The 8285-nt window shown below is 62.2% G+C and carries 7 protein-coding genes and 2 pseudogenes; 4 read left to right on the forward strand and 5 right to left on the reverse strand.

The features are described 5' to 3' along the window. From EN994_RS35995 to EN994_RS09300, 4 genes and pseudogenes are all read right to left on the reverse strand, one after another. Positions 1-146 (reverse strand): annotated as a pseudogene (locus tag EN994_RS35995) (spermidine/putrescine ABC transporter permease PotC); the annotation flags it as partial. Continuing rightward, on the reverse strand, positions 139-1059 hold the full coding sequence (locus EN994_RS09290) for an ABC transporter permease (protein WP_013529815.1): 921 nt from the start codon (positions 1057-1059) through the stop codon (positions 139-141). The pseudogene EN994_RS35995 and the gene EN994_RS09290, both read right to left, overlap by 8 nt. Before the next feature lie 2 nt (positions 1060-1061). Continuing rightward, complete coding sequence (locus EN994_RS09295; protein WP_013529814.1) at positions 1062-2156, reverse strand: ABC transporter ATP-binding protein; 1095 nt, start codon at positions 2154-2156, stop codon at positions 1062-1064. A 141-nt stretch (positions 2157-2297) separates the two neighbouring features. Then, positions 2298-3977: an amidohydrolase gene (locus EN994_RS09300; RefSeq protein WP_027161443.1), complete on the reverse strand. Its 1680-nt coding sequence runs from the start codon at positions 3975-3977 to the stop codon at positions 2298-2300. 154 nt (positions 3978-4131) lie between these two features. Here EN994_RS09300 and EN994_RS09305 point away from each other — a divergent pair, with 154 nt between their 5' ends. The 4 genes from EN994_RS09305 (at position 4132) to EN994_RS09320 (ending at position 7979) form a co-directional block, all read left to right on the forward strand. After that, positions 4132-4893 carry a TetR/AcrR family transcriptional regulator gene (locus EN994_RS09305; protein ID WP_244514233.1) on the forward strand — a complete coding sequence of 254 codons (762 nt, stop codon included), beginning with the start codon at positions 4132-4134 and terminating at the stop codon, positions 4891-4893. A 26-nt stretch (positions 4894-4919) separates the two neighbouring features. After that, positions 4920-5951, forward strand: coding sequence for a histone deacetylase family protein (locus EN994_RS09310; RefSeq protein ID WP_024502679.1), 1032 nt, complete (start codon positions 4920-4922; stop codon positions 5949-5951). Positions 5952-6501: 550 nt separating this feature from the next. Then, a complete protein-coding gene (locus EN994_RS09315) occupies positions 6502-7212 on the forward strand; it encodes a LuxR family transcriptional regulator (protein WP_063168914.1) in 711 nt (236 codons plus the stop codon). Next, positions 7209-7979 carry a helix-turn-helix transcriptional regulator gene (locus EN994_RS09320; RefSeq protein ID WP_024502681.1) on the forward strand — a complete coding sequence of 257 codons (771 nt, stop codon included), beginning with the start codon at positions 7209-7211 and terminating at the stop codon, positions 7977-7979. Before EN994_RS09315 ends, EN994_RS09320 begins: the two co-directional genes overlap by 4 nt. A 34-nt stretch (positions 7980-8013) precedes the next feature. On the opposite strand, the pseudogene EN994_RS09325 reads toward EN994_RS09320, so the two are convergent. Beyond that, a pseudogene (locus EN994_RS09325) lies at positions 8014-8285 on the reverse strand (hypothetical protein); the annotation flags it as partial.

The raw sequence follows: 8285 nt of genomic DNA on the forward strand, positions 1-8285 counted from the left end.
ATCAAGCACCAGCCAGGATTCAGCGCGATCGCCGCGTTGAAGGCATAGATGACCAGCACGATGATCGGCAGATACAGCACGATAAAGCAGGTCGCGGCGATCGCGCTGAATCCTGGCTGGTGCTTGATGGAAAAGTTCTTAGCCATGACGCACCCCCGACTTGCCGGCATTGCGCACATAGGCAAGCAGCGCCACCATGACGATGATCATGACGGCGATCGACAGCGCCGAGCCGAGTGGCCAGTTGCGGCCCTGCCCGAACTGCAATTCGATCAGGTTGGACAGCATCATGTTCTTGCCGCCGCCAAGCACGCTCGGCGTCACATAGGCGCCAAGCGCTGGAATGAAGACCAGGATGGAGCCGGCGATGACGCCCGGCTTGACCATCGGAAAGATAATCCGCCGCAGCACCTGGAAGCGCGTGGCGTAAAGGTCGTAGCCCGCCTCGACCAGCCGGAAATCCAGCTTTTCCATGCTGGCGTAGATCGGCAGCACCATCAGCGGCAGGTAGACATAGGCCATGCCGATCAGGATCGCCGTGTCGGTGTAGAGGATCTGGATCGGCGCCGAGATGATGCCGAGCTTGAGCAGCATTGTGTTGATGATGCCTTCGTTGCGGATGATCTGCAGCACTGCGAAGGTGCGGATCAAAAGGTTGGTCCAGAACGGAATGGTGATCAGGAACAGCCAGAGATCGCGGGTCTTTTCGCTGCGCGTCGCCATGAAATAGGCGGTCGGGAAACCAAGCACCAAGGTGGCGATCGTCGTCACCACCGAGAGCTTGATCGAGCGCAGGAAGATGGTGACGTGGGCGGCGGCGATCGAAAGCGTGTCGTCGAAGATATCGCGTTCCAGAAACACCGCTATCCAGGCTTCCGGCGAGAACTGCCACTTCACGTCGCCATAGGAGCCTGGCGTCAGGAACGAGTACACGAGCACGATCAGCAAAGGGCCGGTCGCGGCGAGGAAAATGACCAGCAGCGCTGGTGCTGACAAAAGCCAGCGGTCACGGACATCGCGCCGCTCCGCTGCCTTGGCGACTTCTTCCGCGGTCGCCATCGTCAGTCCTTCAGGACCTGGGCGGCATCGCTGCCGATGAGGATGCCGACCGCGTCGCCCTTCTCGAAACCGCAGCCCGCGCTGCGCGTGTTCTGCTGGCGTACGGTGAAGAGTTCGCCGCTGTCGAGATGAACATGGATGTGGGTGTCGGTACCGAAATAGACGATATTATCGACCCTCCCCGACAGTTCGCCCTTGGCCTTGGTCAGCTTGGCGTGTTCAGGCCGAACCACGACCGTGGCATTGGGCTTGGGCTGGAAACCCTGGGCCACGGTCGCCTCGATGGTCGCACCGGACTTGAGCGTGGCGCGCGCCTTGCCGTTGGCCATCTCGCTGATGGCGGCCGTCAGGAAGTTGGTTTCACCGATAAAGTCGGCGACGAAGCGTTCGGCCGGCTTGTCGTAGATATCCCAGGGCGAACCGACCTGGAGGATCTTGCCCGATGACATGACCGCGATGCGGTCGGACATGGTCAGCGCTTCTTCCTGGTCGTGGGTGACGAAGATGAAGGTGATGCCGGTCTCGTGCTGCAGCCGCTTCAACTCGATCTGCATCTCCTTGCGCAGCTTGTAGTCGAGCGCCGACAGTGGCTCGTCGAGCAAAAGCACCTTCGGCTGCGGTGCCAAGGCGCGGGCCAAGGCCACGCGCTGCTGCTGGCCGCCGGAGATCTGGCTGGTGCGACGACCGGCGAGTGCCTCCATCTTGACCAGCTTCAGCATCTCGGCGACGCGCGCCTTGATCTCGGCCTTCGGCTTACCCAGCATTTCCAGGCCAAAGCCGATATTGTCGGCGACCGTCATGTGCGGGAACAGCGCATAGGATTGGAAAACGGTGTTGACCGGCCGTTTGAAGGGTGGCAGCGGCGCGATGTCCTGGCCGTAGAGCAGGATTTCACCGGCGGTTGGAAAATCGAAGCCGGCGATCAGCCTGAGCAACGTCGTCTTGCCGCAGCCGGATGGCCCCAGCAACGTGAAGAATTCGTTCTCGCGGATAGATACCGAGACCGTGTCGAGGGCAGCCACCTGCCCCTCACCTGATCCGAAAATTTTGCTGACGTTTACTACTTCAATCGCATTCCGATCCGGTTTGTCCGGCACGATTACGCCTCACTGTTGACCCCGCTCTTGCTGGCGGAGCTCTTCCCCTGTTCGATGTGACCACATGGCCGGTGGGTTGGCAAGCCCGGCATTGGGTCACAGTTCAGTCAGTCATTGAGGCCTGCAAGCCCCATGCCATAGTCAGGCCTGATAGGTGATCTTGCCGCCGCAAATCGTCGTCACCGGCCGCACCTTGTGCAGATCGGCCGGGGCGGTGTTCTCGATATCCATCGACAAAACCACCAGATCGGCCATGTAGCCCGATCTCAGCGTACCCTTGCGGTGCTCGGCGAATTCGGCGTAGGCGCCCTCGATCGTGTAACCGGCGATCGCTTCATGCAGCGAGAAACTCTGGTCCGGGTCGCTTTCTGCCCATGGTTTGCGCAACACTGCCGCCTGAATGCCCAGGATCGGATCGATCGGCGACACCGGCCAATCGGATGCGAAGACGACATGCGCGCCGGCATCCTTCAAGGTCCGCCAGGCATAGCTCAGCGGCCAGCGTGCCGGCCCGATGCGCGACACCGTCGGCTCCAGCGGAAAATCCATGGCGCCGGGCGGATGCGGCGGTTGCATGGAAGCAATGACGCCGAGTTCTGCGAAACGCGGCACATCCGATGTGGTGGTGACCTCGATGTGCTCGACCCGGTGACGGCTGTCGCGCTTGCCGTTCGCCTTCTGCGCCGCCTCATAACCGTCCAGCACCGCGCGCACCGCGCCGTCGCCGATCGAGTGCACCGCGATCTGCAGCCCGCGCCTGTCGGCCGCGACGGCCAGATCGATGAATTGTTGCGGCGTGAACAGCGGCTCGCCCACCCAGTCGGGCCGGTCGGCGTATGGCTCGACCATGACAGCTGTCCAGGAATCGAGCACCCCGTCGTAGAACACCTTGACCATGCCCGACGACAGCCATTCGCTGTTGTAGCTTTCGGCCATATCAGATGCCTTGTCGAGCATGTCGAGCGTCATGAAATTCTTGTAGTGGAACGGGATCTTGACGCGGCAGGGCAAGCCTTCCTCGGCTTCGATCTCGGCCAGCAGCTCAAGCTGATAGAGGTTGCCGTCCATGTTCTGGATCGAGGTGATGCCGTGGCGGGCGCACCAGGCGAGCCCGCGCCGCATGATGTCGCGGTCGGCGTCCCGCTCGGCCGCCGTCGGCATCGGGTCCGGCTCGCCGCCGGTCGACAGCCCCAGCCGCACCCGGCTTTCGCCGGCAAGGTCGAGCACCGGGCCAAAGGCCTCGCCTTCGCGCAATTCGCCGGCGGCCAGTCCATCGTCACCCATGACAATCTCATTGCCAGGGCCGAGCGTACGCCCCTGCAGGATGCCGGCCATTTCCAACGCCTTGGTGTTGGCCCACATGGTGTGATGGTCTGGCGCCGCCATGCAGAACGGACGATCGGGCAAAATGGCGTCGAGGTGATGGCGCGTCACGCGCTCGCTGCCGAGCACGGTGTAGTCGACGCCTTGGCCGACCAGCATCTTCGCGTCGGGCCGGGTAGGCGCATAGTCGCGGATCGCCTTCTGCAGCGCCTCGAAGCCATGTATACCGGTGAGTTGAAGGTGGGCAAGTTCAGCCCCGCCCGAAAACAGATGCATGTGGGCTTCGATGAAACCCGGCAGGACGGAGCCGCCCTTGGCGTCGATTACCTTGGTGGCCGGTCCCTTGAACTCTTCGATGGAGGCGCGGCTGCCGATGGCGATGATTGCGCCGTCCTTGACGGCGACGGCCTCGGCGGTGGGATTGTCGTCGTCGATGGTCAGTACACGACCATTGATGACGATCAGATCCGCATTGTGACCTGCACCTGTGACAGACATCGCGACTCCGCGCTTTTGACGACTGACTGAGACCGACAACCTCTTGGCCAACGACCTGCCACTCCACCGGAGCGGCGCCATGGGACGAAAAAGAATGCCAGCGCGCTGTCTTGGAAATTCCCCTTGTCATCCCAAGAGGCAGCGTGGATAAAGAATGCGACTGATTATTCGCGTTTGTCAACATACCGAATCTGGAATGTATCGTGGACAGCAAGCTCCCACCATGTTGAGACCGGGCGGGGAACGAGGACATCGGACGGTGAAGCGCAGTCTCGACCGCAAAAGCAGGATAGCGCTCGAACCGCGCAAACAGCCGCGGCAAAAACGCTCCAGCAAGGTGGTCGACCGGATTCTCGACGCAGCGCTGGTCTTGACGCGGGAGCAAGGAACCAAGACGCCGACGACGCTGGCCATTGCGCAGCGCGCAGGCTTGTCGGTTGGTTCGATCTACCAATACTTTCCCAACAAGGAAGCCATTCTTCTGGACCTCGCCCGGCGCTGGCTGTCATCCTTTCCCGAGGTGATCGCCAAGCGTATCAAGGTCGCCCCGCCCACCAACCGTGAAGAGTTTCGGCAGGAAGTGCGCAAGCTCTTCATCGACACGTCCAGACTCTACCTCGAAAACGCCAGCCTGATGCCGGTGATCGAGGCCATTTCAGGCAACGCCGACCTCAGGCCGATCCAGAACGAATATGACGAGCAGATCATCGCGCTCTACGCCGCATGGCTGCAGCATGTGAACCCGGCGCTTGAAGACAATGTCGCCAGCCGGCTCGGCGTGCTGATGATGGACGTCGGGCACGCCTGCCGGCTTGTCGGGCTGAAAAGAGACCGCAAGACATACGACCTCATCGAGGACGATGTGGAAAGAATGTGGCTCGCTCTGGTGAGCCCTTATCTCAATCTTGAATCTTGACTGATTTCGCACTTCGAGAGGAATTTATGAAGACTGTTTTCTCCCCCCTTCACGCCGGCCATGCCGGTCAAATGGAACTGGTCACATCAGCCATCGTGCCGGGTTTCGAGAAGCCATCGAGGGCCGAATTCATCAAGGCGCGGGTCGAAAGCGAGAAACTGGGTCCCATCATCGCGCCGCACGAACATGACCTCGCCGCCGCCAAGCGCATCCACAAATCAGACTATATCGACTTTCTCCCGACGGTCTGGCCGCAATGGCTGGAAGCAGGTCTCACAGGCACGGCGATGCCCTTCACATGGCCGACGCGCGGCCTGCGCGGCGACGTGCCGCCAAAGCGCGTCGACGCGCTGCTCGGCTATTATTCCTTCGATGCCGGCGCCACTTTCGTCGAAGGCACGTGGGCCGCGATCAAGTCTTCCTACGACGTAGCGCTGACCGCCGCCGGCCTGCTCAAGGATGGCGAGGCTTCCGCCTTCGCGCTCTGCCGTCCGCCCGGCCACCATGCCGGGGCTGGCTTCATGGGCGGCTATTGCTACATCAACAACGCCGCTGTCGCCGCGCAATGGTTCCGCGACCACGGCGCCAAACGCATCTCGATCCTCGATGTCGACTACCATCACGGCAACGGTACGCAGGAGATCTTCTACGACCGTGCCGACGTCCAGGTGCTCAATCTGCATGGCGATCCGATGGTCGAGTACCCGTTCTTCCTCGGCCATGCCGACGAACGCGGCGCGGGTGCCGGCGAAGGCTTCAACATCAATTATCCGATGCCCTTCGGCACCGACTGGGATGCATGGAACGCCTCGCTCGAGGATGCCTGCGGCAGGCTCGCCGCTTATGCACCGGATGTCGTCATCGTCTCGCTGGGTGTCGATACGTTCGAGAAGGACCCGATCAGCCAGTTCAAGCTGAAGACGTCTGATTATCCCAAGATCGGCCGCCGCATCGCCAGGCTCGGCCTGCCGACGCTGTTCGTCATGGAAGGCGGCTATGCCGTCGAGGAGATCGGCATCAACGCGGTCGGCGTGCTGACCGGGTTCGAGGATCGGTAAATGCCTGTCGTCCAGGAGCATCTGGCGGTTTTGGGACAACGACAGGCATAAGCAAAGGACCACCGGGACCGGGCGGCAACATCGCCCGGCTCCGACTATCGGGCCAAGGCACCCCCTTCGGCACAGCAACCGGCGCGCCCGTCTGTCCAATGCTCCCGAGCCTGGCGAAATCGACCAGCCGCCGAGGTGGCCGGCGAAGACTTTCGCGTCCCGGTCGTCTGTCCAGGGCGCGAAAACCGAGCTGTGAGTCGCGCCGGAGTCCATCAGATTCGATTTTGTCAAATCGCGTTTGATGTCAGATTCAACTGCGGGTAGATTAAACCCGAATCAGCCGGTCCTGGGGGGCGCGGCGACCACCCAAAGTCTTTTGTTCCGGAGCTTTTCCGGCACCAGACGCGGACGGCTTCGCGTTCCCTGAATGGATTCGGGATTTGGTTCGGTGCAGCCCTGCGCCACGCGTGTGTCTTCGTCAAAGTAATGTGTATTCGGGTTCGGCGGCTGACTTCCAGCATCCGGACAGCAGAAACGATTCCGGCCAAAAGCAACGAGAATGAGCAGTCCCGCCGCGCTACTTCAATCCGACACATTGGGCTCGCGCCTGACGTCGCGCGGCGATCTCACCAGCTTTTTCATGCAACTGACCGCCGAGATCGGCGCCGACAGCTACATGCTGGTCGCCATCGTCCACGATCAGGACCGCAACGATGCGCGCATCGTCTCCTCCAACTGGATTTTCGACGCCATCGAGTTGATCGGCAAGCGGCTGATCGCCGGGCTTGCGCAAGGCGCGCTCACCGTCGCGCCCGGCATTCGTCCGCAGCCGCTGGTAGCATCTCACGCGCCCGAAGCTGACGGGTTGATCACCGGCGAGGAAGCCCGCCTTCTCGATGTGCTCGGCCATGCAGAGATCTATTCCCTGCGCCTGAATGTCGGCCGCCAGCGCCTGTTCGCTCTGTTCTCGGCAGCGACAGCCGGCAGCATCGACCAGCCGGCGCTGATGCGGGCGCAGCTGAAATGCTGCTACGCGCTCTCGCACATCCCACAACTGATCGCCGCCGCCGCCATGCAGGATCCGTTGTCGGATCGCGAGCGCGAATGCCTGTTCTGGGTTTCCGAAGGCAAGACCACCGACGAGGTCGCCGTCATCCTTGGCGTCTCCTCCAACACCGTCAACAGCTACATCACCCACGCCATCCAGAAATTCGCGGCCAGCAACCGCGCGATGGCCATCGCCACGGCGATCAGGAGCGGCATCATTTGAAACACGCCGATATCAAGGAAGCCGCCGAAGCCCTTTTCAACGAGCAGCGCAAGCCGTTCGGCGCCTTCACCCTTAGCTCCGAAACCCATCACGCGGTCACCATTCCCGACGCCGTGCGCCGCTGCCGCTGGATCGCCGTCGACATCAACGCCTCGGCTTTCGGCCTGTTCTTCGTCAGCCCCTCGCCCGAACGGGCGCGGCTCGTTCCTTGCCTTGATTCCGACTATCCCGGGATTGCCGTGGCGACGAAGTTCATTTCAGGCGCCAATGGCGAGGAGATCGTGCGTCACACGCGCATCTCGACCGAACCGCGCTGGTGGACGGATGACGGCGTCACCGCCATGGCCGAGATGTTCGGCAATCTCGCCTGGACGCAGCAGATGGCGCCGCTGGCGCCCGGCACCAGCGGCATCGCCTTCCCCGTCCACGCCGACCGCGGCCAATGCGGCCTTGTCGTTTTCCTGGGCTCGGAGATCACCCTGTCGCAGGACGCTCTCTACGAGATCCACGCTCGTTGCTTTTCGTTGTTCGCCGCAGTCGCCCGCATCCGCCCGAGCGATGCCGGCCGCATGCGTGCAATCTCCAAGCGCGAACTCGAATGCCTGAAGCTGACCGCCAACGGCAACACCAGCGAGGAGATCGCGCGACTCCTGAAACTGTCGGTGCACACCGCCAACCAGTATCTGACCCAATCGACCCAGAAGCTCAACGCCGTCAATCGCAACCAGGCCGTTGCCAAGGCGCTGCGGCTGGGCTTGATCGAATAGGGGAATTCGGCAGCGCTTCGAAAGCGACCGACGGTCAGCGATAGGCCAGCGGCTCGACCTTGCGGATACGCGCCTCTTCGATCACCGCTTCGAGCAGCGCCGTGTTGCGCTCCGGGTCTTCGCCCGGCTTCTCGAACGATACGTAGTTGACCGCCACCGACGCGCCGAGCTCGCTCAGCGTCAGCTGGAAATAGACGGTGACGCCGGGCGGCCTCAGTTCCAGATCGAGCACGATGCGCGGGCTGCCGCTCCAGTCGACATGCGCCTCACCACCATGGCCGAGCCGCAGAGTACCCGGCCTGTCTC

The sequence above is a fragment of the Mesorhizobium sp. M7A.F.Ca.CA.002.09.1.1 genome (genome assembly GCF_003998555.1).
Taxonomy (GTDB): domain Bacteria; phylum Pseudomonadota; class Alphaproteobacteria; order Rhizobiales; family Rhizobiaceae; genus Mesorhizobium; species Mesorhizobium ciceri.